General features: G+C 74.0%; 18 protein-coding genes. 8 read left to right on the top strand and 10 right to left on the bottom strand.

The features are described from left to right. Positions 1-4: 4 nt before the first annotated feature. From ACR80Q_RS02550 to ACR80Q_RS02535, 4 genes are all read left to right on the top strand, one after another. Positions 5-1024, top strand: a complete 1020-nt coding sequence (locus ACR80Q_RS02550; protein WP_435375973.1) for a LacI family DNA-binding transcriptional regulator — start codon at positions 5-7, stop codon at positions 1022-1024. Positions 1025-1161: 137 nt separating this feature from the next. Next, a complete protein-coding gene (locus tag ACR80Q_RS02545; protein WP_435375972.1) occupies positions 1162-3534 on the top strand; it encodes a glycoside hydrolase family 9 protein in 2373 nt (790 codons plus the stop codon). A gap of 82 nt (positions 3535-3616) precedes the next feature. Next, entirely contained in the window at positions 3617-4603 is a 987-nt protein-coding gene (locus tag ACR80Q_RS02540) for an NAD(P)H-binding protein (protein ID WP_435375971.1), read from the top strand. A 1-nt stretch (position 4604) separates the two neighbouring features. Continuing rightward, positions 4605-5312 carry a CPBP family intramembrane glutamic endopeptidase gene (locus ACR80Q_RS02535; RefSeq protein WP_435375970.1) on the top strand — a complete coding sequence of 236 codons (708 nt, stop codon included), beginning with the start codon at positions 4605-4607 and terminating at the stop codon, positions 5310-5312. 24 nt (positions 5313-5336) lie between these two features. Here ACR80Q_RS02535 and ACR80Q_RS02530 read toward each other — a convergent pair whose 3' ends face one another. Further along, positions 5337-5660 carry a GlsB/YeaQ/YmgE family stress response membrane protein gene (locus ACR80Q_RS02530; RefSeq protein ID WP_435375969.1) on the bottom strand — a complete coding sequence of 108 codons (324 nt, stop codon included), beginning with the start codon at positions 5658-5660 and terminating at the stop codon, positions 5337-5339. A gap of 92 nt (positions 5661-5752) precedes the next feature. Beyond that, positions 5753-6355: a DJ-1/PfpI family protein gene (locus tag ACR80Q_RS02525; protein WP_435375968.1), complete on the bottom strand. Its 603-nt coding sequence runs from the start codon at positions 6353-6355 to the stop codon at positions 5753-5755. Between the two features lie 155 nt (positions 6356-6510). Between ACR80Q_RS02525 and ACR80Q_RS02520 the strand changes: the two genes are divergently transcribed. Continuing rightward, positions 6511-7002: an RNA polymerase sigma factor gene (locus tag ACR80Q_RS02520; protein WP_435375967.1), complete on the top strand. Its 492-nt coding sequence runs from the start codon at positions 6511-6513 to the stop codon at positions 7000-7002. A gap of 22 nt (positions 7003-7024) precedes the next feature. On the opposite strand, the gene arfA is transcribed toward ACR80Q_RS02520, so the two are convergent. Both arfA and ACR80Q_RS02510 read right to left on the bottom strand, forming a co-directional pair. Further along, positions 7025-8557 (bottom strand): arabinosylfuranosidase ArfA, encoded by a 1533-nt coding sequence (gene arfA, locus ACR80Q_RS02515; RefSeq protein WP_435375966.1) that lies wholly within the window; start codon positions 8555-8557, stop codon positions 7025-7027. Between the two features lie 189 nt (positions 8558-8746). Beyond that, positions 8747-10177 carry a M20/M25/M40 family metallo-hydrolase gene (locus ACR80Q_RS02510; protein WP_435375965.1) on the bottom strand — a complete coding sequence of 477 codons (1431 nt, stop codon included), beginning with the start codon at positions 10175-10177 and terminating at the stop codon, positions 8747-8749. Positions 10178-10307: 130 nt separating this feature from the next. On the opposite strand from ACR80Q_RS02510, the gene lepB reads away from it, so the two are divergent. Next, a complete protein-coding gene (gene lepB, locus ACR80Q_RS02505) occupies positions 10308-11024 on the top strand; it encodes a signal peptidase I (RefSeq protein WP_435375964.1) in 717 nt (238 codons plus the stop codon). Positions 11025-11029: 5 nt separating this feature from the next. Continuing rightward, the gene (locus tag ACR80Q_RS02500; RefSeq protein WP_435375963.1) at positions 11030-11470 is read left to right on the top strand and encodes a DUF1810 domain-containing protein; all 441 of its coding nucleotides are present in this window, start codon (positions 11030-11032) and stop codon (positions 11468-11470) included. Between the two features lie 10 nt (positions 11471-11480). On the opposite strand, the gene ACR80Q_RS02495 is transcribed toward ACR80Q_RS02500, so the two are convergent. The 4 genes from ACR80Q_RS02495 to ACR80Q_RS02480 all read right to left on the bottom strand — a co-directional run bounded on the left by ACR80Q_RS02495 (position 11481) and on the right by ACR80Q_RS02480 (position 15231). Then, positions 11481-13133, bottom strand: coding sequence for an ABC transporter permease (locus ACR80Q_RS02495; protein ID WP_435375962.1), 1653 nt, complete (start codon positions 13131-13133; stop codon positions 11481-11483). Further along, on the bottom strand, positions 13130-14083 hold the full coding sequence (locus ACR80Q_RS02490; RefSeq protein WP_435375961.1) for an ABC transporter ATP-binding protein: 954 nt from the start codon (positions 14081-14083) through the stop codon (positions 13130-13132). Before ACR80Q_RS02490 ends, ACR80Q_RS02495 begins: the two co-directional genes overlap by 4 nt. A gap of 12 nt (positions 14084-14095) precedes the next feature. Continuing rightward, positions 14096-14812 carry a TetR/AcrR family transcriptional regulator gene (locus ACR80Q_RS02485; protein WP_435375960.1) on the bottom strand — a complete coding sequence of 239 codons (717 nt, stop codon included), beginning with the start codon at positions 14810-14812 and terminating at the stop codon, positions 14096-14098. A 92-nt stretch (positions 14813-14904) separates the two neighbouring features. After that, complete coding sequence (locus tag ACR80Q_RS02480) at positions 14905-15231, bottom strand: biopolymer transporter Tol (protein WP_435375959.1); 327 nt, start codon at positions 15229-15231, stop codon at positions 14905-14907. Positions 15232-15387: 156 nt separating this feature from the next. Here ACR80Q_RS02480 and ACR80Q_RS02475 point away from each other — a divergent pair, with 156 nt between their 5' ends. Further along, positions 15388-16512: a glycerophosphodiester phosphodiesterase gene (locus ACR80Q_RS02475; protein WP_435375958.1), complete on the top strand. Its 1125-nt coding sequence runs from the start codon at positions 15388-15390 to the stop codon at positions 16510-16512. Positions 16513-16532: 20 nt separating this feature from the next. Here ACR80Q_RS02475 and ACR80Q_RS02470 read toward each other — a convergent pair whose 3' ends face one another. Together ACR80Q_RS02470 and ACR80Q_RS02465 are read right to left on the bottom strand one after the other, a co-directional pair. Further along, positions 16533-17780 (bottom strand): serine hydrolase domain-containing protein, encoded by a 1248-nt coding sequence (locus tag ACR80Q_RS02470; RefSeq protein ID WP_435375957.1) that lies wholly within the window; start codon positions 17778-17780, stop codon positions 16533-16535. A 321-nt stretch (positions 17781-18101) separates the two neighbouring features. Beyond that, positions 18102-19667, bottom strand: coding sequence for a methyl-accepting chemotaxis protein (locus ACR80Q_RS02465; protein WP_435375956.1), 1566 nt, complete (start codon positions 19665-19667; stop codon positions 18102-18104). Positions 19668-19851: the final 184 nt, after the last annotated feature.

Raw genomic sequence — 19851 nt, 5'->3', positions numbered from 1 at the left:
GACCGTGACCTCCGACCGGCCCCGTCCCGCCACGCTCGTCGACGTGGCCACCCGGGCCGGCGTCGGGCGCGGCACGGCGAGCCGGGCCCTCACCGGGTCCAGCGCGGTGTCCCCCGCCGTACGGGCCGCGGTCCTCAAGGCCGCCGACGAGCTGGACTACCGGCCCAACCTGGCCGCCCGGTCGCTGCGCAGCCGCCGCAGCGGGTCCGTGGCCCTCGTCGTCCCCGAGACCGAGGACGTCGTCTTCACCGACTCCTTCTTCTCGGGCATCCTGCGCGGGGTCAACGCCGAGCTCACCGACGCCGGGCTGCTGCTGGTGCTGTCGCTGCCCCGCACCGACGCCCAGCGGCACCAGATCCAGCGCCACGCCGTGGACGGCCACGTCGACGGCGTCATCCTGATCTCGGCCCACGACACCGACCCGCTGCCCGCGGCGCTGCTCGCGGCCGGGGTCCCGGTCGTGACGGCGGGCCGACCCAGCGCCGGGACCATGCCGTCGGTCGACGTCGACAACCGGGGCGGCGCCCGGGCCGCCACCGAGCACCTCATCGGCACGGGTCGACGCGTGGTCACCACCATCACCGGCCCGCAGGACATGAGCGCCGGGACGGACCGCGTCGCCGGCTGGCGCGACGCGGTCACCGCGGCGGGCCTCCCGACCCACCCCCGGCACCAGGCGGACGGCGAGTTCACCGAGGAGGGCGGGTACCGCGCCATGCAGCGGCTGCTGCAGGAGGTGCCCGACCTGGACGGCGTCTTCGTCGCCTCCGACCTGATGGCGGCGGGCGCGCTGACCGCACTGCGCGAGGCCGGCACGGCCGTCCCCGGCGACGTGGGTGTCGTCGGCTTCGACGACCGCCCGCTCGCCCGGCACCTGAGCCCACCGCTCACCACCGTCTGCCAGCCGATCGAGGACCTGGGCCGGGGCGCGACCCGCCTCCTCCTGGGTCTGCTCGCGGGCGAGCCCCCGCCCGAGGCCCCGCTGGTCCTGCCGACGCACCTCGTGCTGCGCGCCTCGACCTGAGCGGCGAGGGCCCCTGCCCGTCCGGGCGCCCCTGACCGCGTCCTGTTGACAGCGGTCACCGCTCAGGTCATCGTGGTCCCGAGCGAGTGGGAACGTTCCCACGTCGCGACCACGACGACGTGGACCGGAGGTCCCTCATGTCCCCTCTCCCGACCCCGGTCAGCCGCACCGGCGGCGCCCGCCCAGGCCGCGCCCGCCGCGGCCTCGCCGTGGCGACCGCATCAGCGCTGGCCCTGACCGCCGGCGCCCTCGGCACCGGCAGCGCCGCCGCCGCGGACGCCCCCGAGCAGGTCACCAACGGTTCCTTCGACGACGGGCTGACCGGCTGGAACGCCTACCCCGCGGCCTCGGTGGTGGACGGCCGCGGCTGCATCGACGTGCCCGCCGGCAGCGGCGCCTACAGCGCCGCCATCACCCAGCTCGTCCCCCTGGTCGCGGGCGAGACGTACGCCCTGAGCGTCGACATGCTCACCGAGCCGGCGACCGAGGCCAACATCCGTGTGGTCGTCCAGGCCGGCCCGGACCGCAACTACGAGCAGTTCCTCCCCGCCCAGAAGGCGCCGCTGACGCCGCAGGAGCAGTCGTTCCGGTGGACGTTCACCCCGGACGTCGACTACCCGAACGCCGAGCTGGCGTTCCAGCAGGACATCACCAACCCCACCGCCTACCGGCTGTGCGTGGACGACGTGTCGTTGACCGGCGGGGCCGAGCCCGGGGAGTACGAACCCGACACCGGCCCCCGCGTGCGCGTCAACCAGGTCGGCTACCTGCCCGAGGGTCCGAAGCGCGCCACGCTCGTGACCGACGCCACCACGGCCCTGCCGTGGCAGCTGCGCCAGGGCGACACCGTGGTGGCCCGCGGCCGCACCGCTCCCGCCGGGTTCGACCCGAGCGCCGGACTCGACGTGCACACCGTCGACTTCAGCTGGGTGCGCGCCACCGGCGACGCCTTCACCCTGACCGCCGACGGCGAGACCAGCTACCCGTTCGCCATCGGTGACGACATCTACGACGAGCTGAGGGTCGACGCCCTCACGTTCTTCTACACCAACCGCAGCGGCATCGAGATCCTCGACTCCATCGCCCCCGGGTACGGCCGCGCGGCCGGTCATGTGGGCGTCGCCCCCAACCAGGGCGACACCGAGGTGCCCTGCCAGGACCTGGACGACGACTCCCAGCTGCTGTTCGACGAGCCGTGGACCTGCGAGGGCACCCGGGACGTGACCGGTGGCTGGTACGACGCCGGCGACCACGGCAAGTACATGGTCCCGGCCGGCATCGCCCTGGCGACCATGCTGAGCCAGCACGAGCGCACCCTGCACGCCGACGTCGTGACCCCCGGCGCGCTGGGCGACTCCACGCTGCGCGTGCCGGAGACGGGCAACGGCGTCCCTGACATCCTCGACGAGGCCCGCTGGAAGCTCGAGTGGATGCTGACCATGCAGGTGCCGGAGGGCCAGGAGTACGCCGGCATGACGAACCACAAGGTCGCCGACGTGGACTGGACCGGGCTGCCGCTGGACCCGGCCGCGGACCCGCAGCGCCGCGTCCTGTACCGGCCCTCGACCACCGGCACGCTCAACCTGGCCGCCAACGCGGCGCAGGGGGCCCGGCTGTGGGCGCCGTACGACGAGGCGTTCGCCGCCGAGCTGCTCGAGGCGTCCCGCACCGCGTACGCCGCGGCGAAGGCCACGCCCGACCTGCTGGTCCCGGCGCCGAACGCGGCGCTGGACCCCAACCCGGGCAGCGGTCCGTACAACGACCCCGACCCGAGCGACGAGTTCTACTGGGCCGCGGCGGAGCTGTTCATCACCACCGGGGAGCAGCAGTTCCAGCGCGACCTGGTGGCCTCGCCGCACCACAGGGGCGACGTCTTCACCGCGGACGGCTACGACTGGGGCAACGTCGCACCGCTGGGCCGGATGAACCTGGCGACGGTGCCCAACGACCTGCGCGACCGCAACCGCGTCCGGCTGTCGGTGGTCGAGGCCGCGGAGCAGTACCTGGCCGATGCGGCCTCGCAGCCCTTCGGCCACCCCTACGCGCCGCCGGAGGACGACTACGTCTGGGGCTCCAACAGCCAGGTCCTCAACAACATGATCGTGCTGGCGACCGCCTACGACATCCGCGGGCAGCAGAAGTACGCCGACGCCGTCGTCGAGGGCATGGACTACCTGCTGGGGCGCAACGCGCTCAACAACTCCTACGTCACCGGCTACGGGACGGTGTACTCCGAGAACCAGCACAGCCGGATGTACGCCAACCAGGTCGACCCGTCCTCGCCCAACCCGCCGCCCGGAACCCTGGCCGGCGGTCCCAACTCGACGACGGCGCAGACCGGCGACCCCGTGTCGACCCCGTTGTTCGAAGACGGCTGCGCCTCGCAGACCTGCTACGTCGACGACATCGGCTCGTGGTCGACCAACGAGCTGACGATCAACTGGCAGGCACCGACGGCGTGGGTCGCGTCGTTCCTGGCCGACCTGGGTGACGGGCGGCCGACCCGCTGACCGGGCCGCCCGGGAGCGGGGCCGCCGTCGGCGCCCCTGCTCCCGGGTGGCGCGCTGGGGCGGCTCGGTCATGCTGGAGGGCATGACTCGCACCGTGCTCGTCGCCGGCGCCTCGGGCTTCATCGGCTCGCACCTGTGCGACGCCCTCGTCGAGGCCGGTCACGAGGTCCGCGCCATGACCCGCAACCCCGACGACTACTCCGGCGCCGGCACCGCCGTCGGCGGGGACGTGTCCGACCCCGACTCCCTGGTCGAGGCGCTGCGCGGCGCCGACGCGGCCTACTACCTGGTGCACTCGCTGGACTCCGCCGACTTCGAGGACAAGGACGCCCAGGCGGCTCGCAACTTCACCCGGGCCGCCGAGCAGGCCGGGGTGCAGCAGATCATCTACCTGGGCGGGCTGGGCAGCGAGGACGAGGAGCTGTCGCCGCACCTGCGCTCGCGCCGCGAGGTCGAGCACCTGCTGGCCGCCGGGCCCGTGCCGGTGACCACGCTGCGGGCAGCGGTCGTCGTGGGCCACGGCGGCATCTCGTGGGAGATCACCCGGCAGCTGGTCGACCACCTGCCGTTGATGATCACCCCCAAGTGGGTGGACACCAAGACGCAGCCGGTGGCGCTCCCGGACGTCATCCGCTACCTGGTGGGCGTCCTGGGCGAGCCGAGGGCCGAGGGCCGGACGTTCGAGATCGGCGGCCCGGACGTGCTGCGCTACGTCGACATGCTGCGTCGGGCCGCGACGCTGAAGAACAAGCGGATGCCCCGCATCAAGGTGCCGCTGCTGACCCCGCGGCTGTCCTCGCACTGGCTCGCCCTGGTGACCGACGTCGACCTGGCGACGGCCCGCAACCTGGTGGACTCGATGACCACCGAGGTCGTCGTCAAGGACCGGTCCATCCTCGACGTCGTCCCCGGCGACCCGATCGGCTACGACGAGGCGGTCCGGCTCGCGCTGGCCGCGCGGGAGGCCGAGCAGGACACCAAGAAGGCGGAGAAGGCGGAGGCCAAGGCCGACGCGAAGGCCGATCGGGCCGACGCCCCGGCGGGCGAGGCCACCGACGAGCGCTCCTGACGTGGGCTGGACGCAGCGGCTGCGCGGGGTCGTCGACTCCGCGCTGGTCACCAAGGTCGAGCGCGACCACACCCAGCCGGACAGCGAGTTCCGACGCCGCCGCGTCGTCGTCGCCGTCGTGCTGGTGGTGGGGGCCGCGCTGCTGGCGGTGTCGCTCGGCCGGGAACCCGGCGACCCCGCGTTCTACGGCTGGACCATGCTCGTCGCCCTCACCTGGGTCGTGGGCGGGTTGCTGTCCGGCCCGTTGCACCTGGGCCGCACGCCCTCCCGCGGCGAGCTCCGCCGACCGGTGCTCAGCCCGATCCTGCTGGGCCTGGCCGCTGCGGCGGCCTTCGCCGTCGGGGCGCTGGTCGTCCGGCAGGTGCCGCCCCTGGCCGGGTACGTCGACGAGGTCCTGGCCCACGCCAGCGAGGGCTACCTGCCGCTCATCGCCGCGGTGACCCTCGTCAACGGCGTGGCGGAGGAGATCTTCTTCCGCGGCGGGCTGTTCGCAGCCATCGGCCGCGGACGCCCCGTCCTCATCTCGACCCTGGTCTACGGGGTGGCCACGGTCGCCACCGGCAACGTCATGCTCGTGTTCGCCGCCCTGGTGCTGGGCGTCGTGCTGGGCCTGCAGCGCCGGGCCAGCGGCGGGATCCTCGCGCCGGTCCTGACCCACGTGACGTGGTCCTCGGTGATGCTGTTCGTGCTGCCCCCGCTCTTCGCCTGAGGCGGCCGACGCCTCGGGGCCCGCTCAGGCGCGGGCCTGCCTGGACCGGGTCCACCAGCCCCAGACGAGCAGGACGACCACCGCACCCACGACGCTGCCGACGAGGCCGCTCGGACGCAGCGCCAGGCCGTCGCCGGCCAGCAGGCTCGCGCCGAGCCCACCGACGAACGAGCCGAGCAGACCGGCCACGAAGGCCTCGGGCCACGACACCTTGCCCCGTCCCAGGACCAGCCAGGCCGCGGCCCCGGCGATCATCCCCCACAGCAGGATCCCGATGATGAGCACGACGTCGCCTCCTCGGCCCGCGAGCGCGAACGCCGCGGCGGAGGATCCAGGTGCGGGGTGCACCCACGCCCACCGTGGCGGGATGCTCGCACATCCGGCCACCCCCCGGTAGAGGCACGACCGGCGCAGCGGTGGTCGCCGCCCGAGAGACCGGCCTACCGGGCTACGTCCTCCGACCAGGCGTAGTCCATCAGCCGCGCGGTCCCGAGCGCCACGTCGCGCCCCGCCAGCCGCTCGACGAGGTGGAGGGCCAGGTCGAGCCCGGCCGAGATGCCGGCCGAGGTGAGCACACCGTCGTCCACCCACCGCACGTCCTCCACGACGGTGAGGCGCGGGTGGCGCCGACGCAGCTCGGCGACGTCGTCCCAGTGGGTGGTGACGCGCTGGTCGGTGAGCCGCCCGGCCTCGGCCAGGACGAACGCCCCCGTGCAGACCGATGCGAGCAGCTGCGACTCCGGCCCGGCCGCCAGCCAGTCCAGGACCTGCCGGTCACGCTCGACGGCGTCCGTCACCCCTCCCGGGACGAGGACCACGTCCAGGGGCGGGTGGTCGGTCAGCGTGTGGTCCGCGCTGAGGCGCAGACCGCCGCGCGCGACGACGGGCCGCTCCGTCGACGTCGCGACCAGCACGACCTCGAGCAGGGGCGCCCGGTCCGGGTGCAGCCGGGCGTGGACGCGGGTCGCGGTGGCGAACACCTCGAAGGGGCCGCAGGCGTCCAGCACCTCGACCTCGTCGAACACGAGGATCCCGACCCTCATGGCCTCGTCCCCGGGCCGGGGCACGGGAGGGGACGACGGCCGGGGCAGATCACGCGCAGCAACCTAGTGCCGTTCGCCCGACCGCCCGTACGCCCGTACGGCTGACGGGGACGCCTCGGTTTGTGCGTACCGCCGTGACAGGGGACGGTGGGGCCGTGACACGGGGGACGAGCGCGCCGGCCGACCCGCCGGACGTCCCCGGTCCGGCCGGGGCCGGTCGCCGCGACCACGACGGCGAGGACCGACGCCTGCTGCGTCTGGCCCGCTCCGGCGACGGGGACTCGGTGGCCTCGCTCTACGACCGGCACGCGAGCGCCCTCTACGCGCTCTCCCGGGGTGTCCTCGGTGACGGGGCGGCGGCCGAGGAGGCCGTCGTGGACGTCGTGGTCGACGCGTGCGGACCGGGGCCCGCGGGCCGGTCGGGCCCCCGCTCCGTCCGTCACGAGCTGGCGGTCGCCACCTACCGCCGGTGCGCGGCGCCACGCCCCCTGGCGGCTGCGGCCCGCTCCCGTGCGGTCCTGGCGCTGTGCCTGCACGGTGAGCACACCTACCGCGAGGCCGTCGCCCTGACCGGTGTCGAAGGAGCCTCGCTGGGCCGTCTCCTGCAGGCCGAGATGCACCAGCGCGGGCTCCCGCTGTCCGCCTGAGGCGGGGTGACGTCGACGCCGCTCAGGCCGCGACGAGCCGGACCACGGACCAGGACAGCGCCGGCAGCCGCAGGTGCACGGTCGATCCCTCGACCACCGTGCCCGTCAGCGGGCGCAGGCCGACACGGTCGGGGAGGTCGGCGGTGTTGGCGGCGTGACGGTCACCGTCCTCGGGCGCGGCCAGCACCTGGGCCTCGAGGACCCGCAACGGCGGCAGGCCGAGGGCGGACACCTCGACGGTCGAGGTGTCCGTGGCGTCCCGGTTGGCCAGGAACAGCGCGAGCGTGCCGGACTCCTCGTCCCAGGTGGCGGTGCCGTCGACGACGGGCACGTCGCCGTAGGTGGGGCTCTCGTGCCGGTCCCCGCTGTGGAGCACCTGCAGCACCTCGCCGCGGGCGTGCCGACGGACCTGCTCGAACGGCAGGGCGGACGCCTGCTTCCAGGCCGCCCCGCCGGGCTCGCTGCGCAGCAGGCCGATGACGTTGACCAGCTGCGCCTGGCAGCCGATGGCCACCCGGTCGGCGTGGCGCAGCAGGGAGTGGAGCAGGGTCCCGACGACGACGGCGTCGGTGACCGAGTACTCGTCCTCGATGACCCGGGGCGCGACGTCCCACCCGCTGCGGCCCTGCGCGATGTCGGTCCGCTGGTGACGGCTCAGGTACCAGACGTTCCACTCGTCGAACGAGATCGTCATCTGCTTGCGGTGCCGCCCGCGGGCCTTGACCGCGTCGGCCGTGGCCACGACGTCGTCGATGAAGGCGTCCATGTCGGCCGAGCAGGCCAGGAAGTCCGCCAACCCGGACGGTCCCTCGTGCTCCTCGTAGTAGGCGTGCGCGGAGACGTGGTCGACGACGTCGTAGGTCTCCTCGAGGACGACGCGCTCCCACTCGCCGAACGTCGCCATCCCGCGTCCGGAGCTGCCGCAGGCGACCAGCTCGACGGACGGGTCGACCAGCCGCATGGCGCGGGCGGTCTCCGCGGCGAGGCGGCCGTACTCGTGGGCCGTCTTGTGACCGACCTGCCAGGGGCCGTCCATCTCGTTGCCCAGGCACCACAGCTTGATGTCGAACGGGTCGGCGTCACCGTGGGCGCGGCGCAGGTCCGACATCCTGGTGCCGCCGGGGTGGTTGGCGTACTCGAGCAGCTCGAGGGCCTCGCGGACCCCGCGGGTGCCCAGGTTGACCGCCATCATCGGCTCGACGTCGGCCTTGCGCGCCCAGCGGACGAACTCCGACAGCCCGAACTCGTTGGTCTCGATGGTGCGCCAGGCCAGGTCGAGGCGGCGGGGCCGGTCCTCGCGCGGTCCGACGAAGTCCTCCCAGTCGTGGCCGGACACGAAGTTGCCGCCGGGGTAGCGGACCACCGTGGGGCCGACCTCGCGGACCAGGTCCAGCACGTCCTGCCGGAGCCCGTCCGCGTCGGCGCTCGGGTGGCCCGGCTCGTAGAGGCCCGTGTAGACGCACCGACCCATGTGCTCGACGAAGGACCCGAACAGCCTCGGCGGGACGGGCCCGACGGTGAAGTCGCGGGCGATGGTCAGCTGGGCGCTGGGCACTGGTCTGCTCCTCGGTGGTGGAGCCGTCCTGCGACGGCGCGGACGACCTCCGGTCAGCCGTCGCACGGCCGGACGGGCCGGTTCCGACAACGATATCGACGTCGGCGGGCGCGAGGGCACCACGGGCACCCCACTCCGGTCCCGGCGGGTGCCCGGGACCGCGGACCGGGTGGCGGGCCGGCCCCTGCGTCAGGCCGGGAACGCCACCGGGCTCGCGTGCCCGTCCCGGTCCACGGCCCGCACCCCGAAGAACACGTTGTCCTTGGAGATGTCCAGGGTGACGGCCGTGACGTCGCCCACCGGCACCAGGTTCGTCCAGCGGGGTTCGGTCGTCTCGCGCCACACGACCTGGTAACCGGCCAGGTCGGGGTCGGCGCCCCGGGTCCACACGATGTCGGTCTCGTTGGTCAGGCGGTTGGTCAGCAGCCGCACCCCGCGAGGTGTGCCCGGAGCGGTGGCCAGGGTCCACAGGGCGGCGGTGTTCGCGCGGGTGACGTCGGCGATGTAGTCCCACTCGCAGAACTCGGGCAGGTCGCCGATCTGGACGCCGTCCTCGACCCGGACGTCCTGGTGCTGGTGGTCGAAGTCCTCCTCGGGCTCGGTGAACCGGACCGCCGGGTAGCCCTGCTCGAGGAACGGGATGTGGTCACCGCCGCGCAGGTAGCGGTCACGGCGATAGATCACTCGCACGTCCATCGGCGTCGCGGGGCGCTGGGCCACGTCCTCGACGAAGCGGGCCAGCTGTCGGGTCGCGGAGTCGTTCTCGCCCCCCACGGAGCGGCGCCGGTTGGCCTGCTGGCTCGTCTCCGATGTCGGGACGCCCTCGGCGAAGAGCCGCACCGTCCGGGGGTCGGGGACACCGCTGTCGCCCGTGCCGCTGCCGATGATGTCGTTGGTGAACATGGCCTGGACGTCGGCGCCCGCGGCCTTGAGCTGCGTGGCCATGTACCGGGCGCCGTAGAGCCCCTGCTCCTCACCCGCGACTGCGGCGAAAACGATGGTCGCCTCGGGCTCACGAGTCGCCATCAGCCGGGCCATCTCCATGACGGCGGCCACTCCCGAGGCGTCGTCGTCGGCTCCCGGCGCGTCGCTGGTGAAGTCGTCGACGTCGGTGGCCCGGGAGTCGTAGTGCCCGGACACGACGTACACGCGCCCCGGGGTGACCGAGCCGCGCAGCGTCGCGACGACGTTGGTGATGGTGGTCGCCACGGGGATGCGCGAGGCGGGCTGCTGCACGTAGGACTGCAGCTCGACGGTCATCCGCCCGCCCGACGTCGCGGCGATCTCCTGCATCCGGGCGAAGATCCAGTCCCGCGAGGCGCCGATGCCCCGCACCGGGTCGGTCTGGCTGGACAGGGTGTGACGGGTGCCGAAGGCCGCCAGGGCGACCACGATGGCCTCGATCCGAGCGGGGTCGACTTCCCGCAGCATCCCGCGCAGCACCCGGTCGGGGGTCTGCGTCGTGGCGGCCCGGTCCGGTCGGGCCGAGGCGGAGGCGGCCGCGCCCCCAGCAGCGGACGCGGCAGCGTAGGTCGTCGACCCTCCCGCGATCGAGATGCCGGCCGCTGCGGCGGCCGAGGTCAGCAGGGTCCTGCGGGCAACACCGGGGCGAGAAGTCATGTGCGGAGTAACTAATAGTTGTGACTGGTTGTCAAGAAATTTCGGGCGCGCCCCGGGAGGCCGTGACCGTCGCACCCGGCCGGCCCCGGTAGCGTGCGCCCGACGGACGACGGCGGGTGAGAGGAACGGCGTGACTGACTCGGCGGCAACGCCCCGCCCCGACGCGCCCGGCGGCCGAGGCCGTCGGCTGGGTCGGGAGGCCCTGGAGCTGCTGGCGACCGTGGCCGTCGCCCTGGTCGTCGCCGTCCTCGTCAAGACGTTCCTGGTGCAGGCCTTCTCCATCCCGTCCCCGTCGATGGAGAACACGCTGCTGGTGCAGGACCGCGTGCTGGTGAGCAAGCTCGAGCCGGGCCCGCTGACCATGGAGCGGGGCGACCTGGTCGTCTTCGTCGACCCCAACGAGTGGCTGAGCACGCCGGTCGCGGACCCCAACCTGCTGCAGCGCGCCGGGACCTTCGTCGGGCTGCTGCCGGCGGACTCGGGCACGCACCTCATCAAGCGCGTGGTGGGCATGCCGGGTGACACCGTCGCCTGCTGCGACGCCGAGGGCAGGGTCCTGGTCAACGGGGTGCCGATCGACGAGCCCTACCTGTTCCCCGGCGAGCAGCCGAGCCTGACGGAGTTCGACGTGGAGGTCCCGCCGGACCGGCTCTGGGTGATGGGTGACCACCGCTCGGTGTCGAACGACTCGCGCGCCCTGCAGGCCGACTTCGGCGACGGGTTCGTCCCGCTCGAGAACGTCGTCGGTCGGGCCGTGCTGCGCATCTGGCCGGTCGACCGGTGGGCCACGCTGCCGACGCCGGAGGGCGTGTTCGACGACGTCGGCGGCGTCGTGGGGATCGACTGAGCACCGTGGCCGGCACCGAGGGCCCCGACCCGCTGCGACGGTTCGTCGACGCGCAGGACGCCGACGGCACGTACGCCGCGGCGCTGGCGGAGCTGCGGGCCGGCCGCAAGCGCACGCACTGGATGTGGTTCGTGCTGCCGCAGCTGGCCGGGCTCGGCCGCAGCGCCACCGCCCGGCACTACGCCCTGGCCGACCTGCACGAGGCCCGTCGGTACCTGGGGCACCCGGTGCTCGGGCCGCGGTTGCTCGAGTGCGTCGACGCCCTGCTCGCGGGGCCCGGGGCGGACCCGGTCGCGTTGCTGGGGGACGTCGACGCCCTCAAGCTGCGCTCGTCCATGACGGTGTTCGCTGCCGCCGACCCCGACGAGCCCCGGTTCACGGCCGTGCTCGAGCGGTACTTCGCCGGCCACCGGGACGAGACGACCACGGCCCTGCTGGGCCGCTGACGACGACCGGTCAGGCCGTCAGGTCCCGGCGACGGAACGTCGCCGCCGCCGCCAGCAGCAGGACGGCCGCCACCCCGGCCATCCCCAGCAGCGGCACCACGTCCAGGTCCTCGGCCGGCACCGCGGGCACCAGGCCGAACGGGGCGGCGTCGAGCACGACGTCGGGCAGGTCGAGCAACGGCCCGTACAGCCCCACCACGATCGAGCCCACGAGCACCAGCCAGACCCACCAGGTCGCAGCCCGCAGGCCGTACCCGAGCGCGGCCAGACCGACGAAGCACAGCACCAGCGGCAGGTGGACCACGGACGCGAGCGTGAGCTCGGCGACCAGGGACACGTCGCCGACGGACGCCGCGACGCCGACCCCGAGCGCGAGCCCGTTGACCAGCAGCAGGACCGTCGCGCCCAGCGTCGTGACGGTCACCGACGCACCCAGCCAGGCGTGTCGACCGACCCCGGTGGCCAGCACCGCCCCGGTGCGTCCCTCGGTCTCCTCGCGGCGCAGCCGGTTGGTGGACACGACCGCGTAGACCGTGACCGCCATCGCGAAGAACCCCAGGAACGCCGCCATGGTCGCCCCCAGCACGTCGGCCCCGCCCTGCTCGCCGAAGACCTCGGCCAGCTGCGGCTGGGACTCGAAGCTGTCGACGATGCCCTGGGCCAGCGACCCGGTCAGCAGGGCCATGACCGCCATCCCGACCGACCACCACAGCACCGACGTCCGCTCCAGCCGCCAGCCGAGGCCGACCGGGCTGAGCAGCGCCGCCCTGGCGTCCGCCGGTCCGCCGCGGGCGGCCAGCAGCCCGGCTCCCACGTCGCGGCGACCGACCAGGGCGTAGGCCGCGGCGACCAGCAGCAGCGCGAGCGCCACCCCCAGCAGCAGCGGCCACCAGCGCAGGTCGACGAACGCGCGGGTCTGCTGCACCCACCCGACGGGCGACAGCCAGGACAGCAGGCTGCCGCCGGTCTGCTGGGCGTCACCGACACCGCGCAGCACGTAGAACAGCGCGAGGACCGCGCCGGCCATCCCGGACGAGGACCGGGTCGACTCCCCCAGCTGGGCCGTGACGGCGGTGACCGCACCCAGGACGAGGCCGACGACGGCGACCCCCAGCGCCACGGCGGCGGAGTCGGTGACTGCCAGGTCGTTGCCGACCAGGGCGGCGAGCAGGGCGGCGGCGACGGCCGCGTTCGCCACCAGCAGCGTCAGCAGGGCCGCCGTCAGCGGCGCGAGCCGACCCACCACCCCCGCGCGGACCAGCTCCGCACGGCCGGACTCCTCCTCGGCGCGGGTGTGCCGGGTCACGAGGAAGATCGACATCAGCGCGGCGGCGACGGCGAGCATCCCCAGCATCTCGTTGGCGACCAGCACGCCGAAGGTGTAGTCCGCCAGGCCGTACCCCGGTCCGGTCATGAACGCCCCGGCCGGGTCGCCCATCAGCGCCGCCCGGGTCTGCAGCGCGGTCGGGTCGGGGTAGGCGACAGGGAGGACGACGCCGAAGTACCCGATGAGCCCGCCCACGCCCAGCGCCCACAGCGGGATCCGGACCCGGTCGCGCCGCAGGGCGAACCGCAGCAGCCGGCCCGTGCCGGTGAACGCCTCACGGGCGTCGGGCGCCGCGGGCGCGGCGGCGACCGGTCGGGGGCGGGTCAGCGTGCTCACGACGCACCGCCGGCGGTGACGGGCTCGGTGGGCGCGTGGACGTCGGCGTCGTGGACGCCGTAGTGGTGGACGAACAGCTCCTCCAGCGTGGGCGGGGTGATGACCAGGCTGCGGATGTCGGCCGGGGCCAGGACACCGACGACCCGGGAGAGGGCGACGTCGTCGACCGTGAACTGCAGGGTGCGGCCGTCCGCCTCGAAGTCGTGCACCCCGTCCAGGTGCGCCACGGCGCCCGCGTCGGACCCGGTGACGACCCGCACCGACGAGCGCGTCAGGTGCCGCAGGTCCGCCAGCGTCCCGGTCTGCACGGCGCGGCCCGCGCGGATGATGGTCACGCGGTCGCACAGCTTCTCGACCTCGGCGAGGATGTGGCTGGACAGCAGGACCGTGGTCCCCCGCGCGGCCGCCTCGCTCACGCAGCGCTGGAACTCCAGCTCCATCAGCGGGTCCAGGCCCGACGTGGGCTCGTCCAGCAGCAGCAGCTCGACGTCGCTGGCCAGGGCCGACACCAGGGCGACCTTCTGCCGGTTGCCCTTGGAGTAGGTCCGGGTGCGCCGCGTCGGGTCCAGGTCGAAGCGCTCCAGCAGGTCGGCCTTGCGGGCGCGGTCGACCCCGCCGCGCAGGCTCGCGAACAGGTCGATGGCCTCGCCCCCGGTGAGCCGGGGCCACAGGTTGACGTCACCGGGCACGTAGGCCAGCCGTCGGTGCAACCGGACGGCGTCGCGCCACGGGTCGGCCCCGAGCAGCCGGGCCGTGCCGGTGTCGGCCCGCAGCAGCCCCAGCAGGACGCGGAGGGTGGTCGACTTGCCGGAGCCGTTCGGCCCGAGGAAGCCGTGCACCTCACCGGGCACGACCTGCAGGTCGAGCTCGTCGAGGGCGCGGACGGCGCCGAAGGACTTGCTGAGGGAACGGATGTCGATGACCGGGTCGGTGCTGGTCGCTGTGCTCATGCTGGGACCTCTCTACGTCTGGGACTCCCGGGTGGGTGGGGTCGGCGGCGAGGGATGCTCCGGGCCGCCGGACGCACCGGGGGCGGGCGGGTCGCCGATGTAGAGCAGGTAGGCGTCCAGGATGGTGTTGTCGGTCATGAGGCCGTGCGTGAACAGCTCGACCGACGGCAGGGCCGTGCGCTCCAGGTAGCCGTGGAGCATCCCCTCGAGGTCCGTGGGGTCCTGCGGCGGGTGGAGCGTCAGGTCCAGCAGCAGCGCCCCGAACCCCATCACCGTCAGGTAGCGCGCCCGCGCCTTCTCGTCCCGGCTCGGCACCATGGTCCCCGCCGCGACCCCCGCGGCGCAGTAGACCTCGGCATCGGCGGCGAAGTGGTCCACGAAGTCCCGGGCCAGGTCGCCGCCGGCCTGCAGGCTGCGCAGCGCGTAGCCGAGCAGGGGCGCGTAGTCGTCCATGGCGACCAGCTGCGCGAACAGGCTCGAGACCGTGGCCCCCGTGACGGCCTCGGTCTTGGCGTCCCGGATCGCCCCCAGCACGTGCTCGTCGCACGCGGCGCGGAGCCCGTCCTTGGACCCGAAGTGGTGGACGATCAACGCGGCGCTGACCCCGGCGTCCTTGGCGATCGCCCGCAGCCCCACCCCGAAACCGTGCACGGCGAAGCTCAGCACCGCTGCGTCCCGGATCCGGGCCCGCGCCGTCAGGTCGGCCTGCACCGTCGGGGCTGAACTCATGTTCAGTAGACTAAACGCGCGTTCAGCACCTCGGCAAGAGCATTCCGACCACCGGCCGGCCGTCGGCGGCGTCGCCTGAGGCGACGCGTCGATCAGGACCGGTCCGGGTCCACCTCGGCGAACCAGTCCGCGTAGTCCGTCGTCCGGGCCATGCGCCGGGTCAGGTCCGGGGCACCGCCGTCCCACCACACCGGGCCGCGCTCCCCCAGGGCGTGCTTGGCCGCGTCGACCCGGGCCCGGGCGTCCTCACGGGCGGCGTCGTCGCCGGACCTCATGGCGGTGCCCTTGTCGCGCCGGGCCGTCATCAGCTCGCGGGTCAGGCGTTCCCGCTCGGCCGCCGGCAACGACGGGTCCGACGTGCGCCACAACCGACCCCGGACCACCAGGTAGCGACCGTCCGGGGTGATCAGGGGCTCCACGTCTCCACGCTACGACGACCACGCCGTGACGACCCACCGACGACCCAGGGTGGCCGACCGGCAGCGGACGGCAGGAGTTCACCTGCCGTCCGTTGTGCGTTCCCCCGTGACGGGCCTTGACTGGGGCGTCCGCCGCCCTCGGCCCCAGGAGTCCTCGTGCGCAGCCGTCACCGTCTCGTCGCCCTGCTCGGCGCCGCCGCCCTCGTCGCCACCACCCTCACGCTCTCCGCGCCCGCCGGCGCCGGCACGAGCCCCGGCATCGCACCCGGTCCAGGCCGGGCCACCGCGGGCGACCCGCTCGTCTTCGGCCACCGCGGGGCCAGCGGCTACCGTCCCGAGCACACGCTGGAGGCGTACCGGCTGGCCATCGCCATGGGCGCGGACTACATCGAGCCGGACCTGGTCCCCACGAGCGACGGGGTGCTCGTGGCCCGCCACGAGAACGAGATCTCCGGCACCACCGACGTCGCGCAGAAGCCCGAGTTCGCCGACCGCCGGACCACCAAGGTCGTGGACGGCGTCTCCTACACCGGCTGGTTCACCGAGGACTTCACCCTGGCCGAGCTCAAGACGCTCCGGGCGGTCGAGCGGATCCCCGCGATCCGGCAGCGCAACACGCTGTACGACGGCCGCTACCAGGTGCCGACCTTCGACGAGGTGCTGCAGCTGGCCCGGGAGGAGTCCGAGCGCACCGGGCGCCGGATCGGCGTCGCCCCGGAGACCAAGCACCCCACGTACTTCGACTCCATCGGGTTGTCGCTGGAGGAGCCGCTGGTGCGCTCGCTGGAGGCGGCCGGGCTGCGCACGCCCGGGGCGCCGGTCGTGGTCCAGTCGTTCGAGACCGCCAACCTCAAGGAGCTGGACCGGATGACCCGGGTCCAGCTCGTGCAGCTGGTCGCGGGCAGGGGGGCCCCGTACGACTACGTGGCCGCCGGCCGGACCGAGACCTACGCGGACCTGCTCACCGACCAGGGGCTGCGGGGCATCTCGCGCTACGCCGACTGGATCGGGCCGGACAAGAACCGGATCGTCCCCCGCACGGCGGGAGGCACCCTCGCCGCGCCGACCGACCTGGTCGACCGGGCGCACGCCCGCGGCCTGCGCGTCGTGCCCTACACGTTCCGCAACGAGAACACGTTCCTGCCCGTCGAGCTGCGCGTGGGCACCGACCCGACCGCCTACGGCGACGCGTTCGCGGAGTACGAGCTCTTCTACTCCCTGGGGGTCGACGGCGTCTTCAGCGACAACCCGGACACCGCCGTCGAGGCCCGCGACTCCTGAGGTCGTCGGCGCCCGCGAGCTCAGGCCCGGCTGAGGCCGGGCCCGGGCGCGGGGTCCCACGGGGCAGCCAGGTCCGACAGCCGCGGTGCCCACAGCGGCGGGGTCACCCAGCGGACGTCCACCTGCGCGGTCTCCGACGAGCCGCGCAGGCGCAGCGTGTGGGGCGTCTGCAGCAGGGCGACATCCACGGCCAGCGTCCCGTCCGGCGTCCAGCCGACGCTGGTGGCCATCGGGACGCGGGTCACCTCCCGGCCGTCGTCGTCCACGACGGGCGCCTCGTCCCTCGACCAGCCGACCCCACCCACGACCATCGTCAGGCGCTGGTCGCCGTGGCGCAGGACCACCTCCCACCTCTCGCCCGCGCGGCTGACGAGCACCGACGTCGGCGCGGGCGCCTGCGTCGAGCTGCCGCTCCCCGCCCGCAGCTCGACGCCGTCCCAGGCGTCCGGGTCGGCCGGCGCCACCGCACCCTCGACCGCGGGCAGCCGCAGCCCGGCCAACCGCCGCAGCAGCACCTCGTCGGCGTCGGTGGACACCTGGGCGCCGTCGGACAGCGCCGGCAGCAGGTGGGTCCACACGGCCTCCAGGAGCGGCTGGACCGAGTCGCACTCCGAGGTGAGCGCCACCACGGCGTCCTGGTCGGGCAGCACGAGCCCGAGCTGGCCGTAGGCCCCGTCGGCGCGGTAGCCGTGCCGCGACCGCCACAACTGCAGGCCGTAGCCCAGCCGCCAGTCCGGGTCCTCCTCGTCGGGGGTGCCGACCTGCACGCGCGAGGCCTCCTCGACCCAGGACTCGGGCAGCAGCTGCTCCCCCGCCCACCGCCCCCGCTGCAGGTACAGCTGGGCCAGGTTCGCGATCGCGTCGACGCCGGCGTGCAGGCCCGAGTAGCCGATGTCACGTCCCGGCGGGTCCTGCTGCCAGGCGACGGGCCCGATGCCGAGCGGGTCGAGCAGACGCGGGCGCAGGTGGTCGCTCAGCCGTTGCCCGGTGACGCGTTGCAGGACCGCCGCCAGGGTGTAGGTGCAGGGCTGGCTGTAGGCGAAGTGCGTGCCCGGCTCGCGCTCGGGCGGCAGCCGCAGGAACCCGCGGACCAGGTCCTCGGGGTCCAGCGCCAACGCCGGCTCCAGCGCCTCGGTGAGGTGCCCGGCGGACATGCTCCCCAGGTGTCGCAGGGTGAGCGAGCGGCTGCGCGGGTCCGTGACGTCGGCGTCCAGCTCCGGGAAGTAGCTCAGCACGGTGTCGTCGAGGCCGACCAGGCCCTCGGCCACCGCCAGGCCCAGCGCCGTGGTCGTGAACGCCTTTGGACACCGAGTAGACCCGGCTGAGGGTGTCCGGGCGGTAGGGCGCCCACGCGCCGCGCGCGACGACGTGACCGTGGCGCAGGACGACCAGGCCGTGGACCTGCACGTCGGGCAGCTGCTCGACGGCGTCGACGAAGGCGGTGACGCCCCGGGCGTCGACCCCCTGCTCGGCGGGCGGGCTCACGGGCAGGGTCGCGGCTGGGACCAGGGGCGGGCTCACGTCCGGACGGGCGGTGTCGGGCACCCGTCGACCGTAACCCGCGGCGCCGGTGCGGTCGGCCTCGGGCCTCAGCGGCGGAAGTCGGCCACCGAGTCCTGCAGCTCGCGGGCCGTGACGACCAGGTCGTCGGCCGCGGCCTGGATCGCCTCGACGCCGTCCCGGGTCTCAGCCGAGCCCCGGGCCGCCTCGGCCACCAGGTCGGCGATCGAGCGCCCGCTGGACGCGGCACCGTGGATCGAGCGGCTCATCTCGCCCGTGGTCGCGGTCTGCTCCTCGACGGCGGAGGCGATGGTGGTCTGGTAGCTGTTGATGTCGGAGATGATCCCGGTCACCGTCCCCAGCGCCTCGACGGCGCTCGCGGTGTCGCCCTGGATGGTCTCGATGCGGCGCGTGATGTCCTCGGTGGCCTTGGCCGTCTCCTGGGCCAGCTCCTTGACCTCGCTCGCGACCACGGCGAACCCGCGTCCGGCCTCACCGGCCCGGGCGGCCTCGATGGTGGCGTTGAGCGCGAGCAGGTTGGTCTGGGCGGCGATCGCGGTGATCACCTTGACGACGTTGCCGATCTCGACCGACGACTCCCCCAGGCGGGACACGGTCTGGTTGGCGCTCTCGGCCGCGGACACGGCGGTCGAGGCCACCCGGGCGGCCTCGGTCGCGTTGTGGGCGATCTCGCGGATGGAGGCGCCCATCTGCTCGGCCCCGGCGGCGACGGCGTCCATCCCCGAGCTGACCTCCTCGGCGGCCGCGGTGACCTCGTGGGTCTGCGTGGTGGACCGCTCGGCGGTCCCGGCGATGACCTGGCTCGTCTCGGACAGGCTGTTCGCGGACTCCCCCAGCCGCGTCGACGCCGCCGTGACCCCGGCCACGACGTCGGACACCTTGACCAGGGTGCCGTCGATCGCCGCGGCCAGCCGGTCGAGCTCGTTGCCGCGGCCGTCGGCGTCCGGCGGGGCGAGGCGACGACCCAGGTCGCCGGTGCTCAGCACCTCGGTCATGGCCAGCAGCGGGCGGCTGATGCTGCGGGACACCAGCAGCGACAGCCCGGCCGTCACCAGGACGACCGGCAGCGACCACAGCAGCAGCGTGATGAGCTCGGCGCGGAAGGCGCCGTCCAGGTCGGCCACGTACACGCCCGAGCCCACGACCCAGCCCCACGGCTCGTAGCCGGCGACGTAGGAGATCTTGGGCTGCGGGGCCTCCTCACCCGGCTTGGGCCACATGTAGTCGACGAACCCGGCCCCGTCGGCCTCCACGACCTCGACGAACTCGACGAAGAGCCGCTTGCCGTTCGGGTCCTCGTTCTCCGTCAGGTCGGCGCCGTCCAGCTCGGGCTTCACCGGGTGCATGACCATCGTCGGGTTCATGTCGTTGATCCAGAAGTACTCCTCGCCGGCGTAGCGGACCTCACGCAGCGCGTCCTGCGCGCCCTGCTGCGCCTGCTCCCGGGTCAGCACCCCCGACGTCTCCTGCGCGCCGAAGAACGCCACGACGCCCAGCGCCGTCTCGACCGCGGACTGCGCCTGGCGCTGCTGCTCGCGCTCGATGGTGCTGCGGACCTGGGACGCCCCGATCACGGCCACCAGAGCCATGCCGACCACCGCCGCCACGACCAGGACGAGCAGCCTGGTGCTCACCTTCACCCGCCGGAACCGAGACACCATCTTCTGCACGACCTGTCTGACTTCTCACGAGCCCGACGGTCGGGCTCACAACGGGTGTTCGGCACCGGGCACCGGCCTCCTGAGCCGTGGCGTCCGTCCACCAGGGACCAAGGTCCTGGTGTGGCCCGATCGGCCCACCTCCCCGCACCGGCTGTCG

The organism is Aquipuribacter aurantiacus, from assembly GCF_051216895.1.
In the GTDB taxonomy this organism is placed as follows: domain Bacteria; phylum Actinomycetota; class Actinomycetes; order Actinomycetales; family JBBAYJ01; genus Aquipuribacter.
The sequence above is the reverse complement of the archived record's forward strand: the minus strand, read 5'-3'. Positions and strand labels throughout refer to the sequence as shown.